We start from the raw sequence: 1150 nt of genomic DNA, 5'->3' as shown, positions 1-1150 counted from the left end.
CCGCAGCAGATCAGCGCGTTCGTGCTGCAGAAGCTCAAGCGCGACGCCGAGGCCTACCTCGGCGAGGAGGTCACCGACGCGGTCGTGACCGTCCCGGCCTACTTCAGCGACTCCCAGCGCCAGGCCACCAAGGAGGCCGGCACCATCGCGGGCCTCAACGTCCTGCGCATCATCAACGAGCCGACCTCGGCCGCCCTCGCCTACCACCTGGAGAAGGAGGACGAGGCCACCATCCTCGTCTACGACCTGGGCGGCGGCACCTTCGACGTGTCCCTGCTGGAGGTCGGCGACGGCGTCGTGGAGGTCAAGGCCACCAACGGCGACAACCACCTCGGCGGCGACGACTGGGACCAGGCCGTGGTCGACTGGCTGGTCGAGCGGTTCAAGAACGCCAACGGCGTCGACCTGGCCAAGGACAAGATGGCGCTGCAGCGGCTGCGCGAGGCCGCGGAGAAGGCCAAGATCGAGCTCTCCAGCTCCAGCGAGTCCGCCATCAACCTGCCCTACATCACGGCCTCGGCCGAGGGCCCGCTGCACCTGGACGAGAAGCTCACCCGGGCCGAGTTCCAGCGCCTCACCTCCGACCTGCTGGAGCGGACCAAGGCCCCGTTCCACCAGGTGATCAAGGACGCCGGGATCAGCGTGGACAAGATCGACCACGTGGTCATGGTCGGCGGCTCCACCCGGATGCCGGCCGTGGTCGAGCTGGTCAAGGAGCTGACCGGCGGCAAGGAGCCGAACAAGGGCGTCAACCCGGACGAGGTCGTGGCGATCGGCGCCGCGCTCCAGGCCGGCGTGCTCAAGGGCGAGGTCAAGGACGTCCTGCTGCTGGACGTCACCCCGCTGTCGCTGGGCATCGAGACCAAGGGCGGCGTGTTCACCAAGCTCATCGAGAAGAACACGACCATCCCGACCAAGCGCTCGGAGATCTTCACCACGGCCGACGACAACCAGCCGTCCGTGCAGATCCAGGTCTACCAGGGCGAGCGCGAGATCGCCCAGTACAACAAGAAGCTGGGCGTCTTCGACCTGACCGGCCTGCCCCCGGCGCCGCGCGGCGTCCCGCAGATCGAGGTCACCTTCGACATCGACGCCAACGGCATCGTCAACGTGACCGCGAAGGACCTGGGCACCGGCAAGGAGCAGTCGG

The 1150-nt window shown here is 68.0% G+C and carries 1 protein-coding gene; it reads left to right on the top strand.

From position 1 onward, the window contains the following. Positions 1-1150 (top strand): molecular chaperone DnaK (dnaK, locus tag D459_RS0130180; RefSeq protein ID WP_017596717.1); only part of this gene is annotated, 1150 nt, incomplete at both ends.

This window comes from Nocardiopsis potens DSM 45234 (assembly GCF_000341105.1).
GTDB lineage: Bacteria > Actinomycetota > Actinomycetes > Streptosporangiales > Streptosporangiaceae > Nocardiopsis_A > Nocardiopsis_A potens.
The sequence above is the reverse complement of the archived record's forward strand: the minus strand, read 5'-3'. Positions and strand labels throughout refer to the sequence as shown.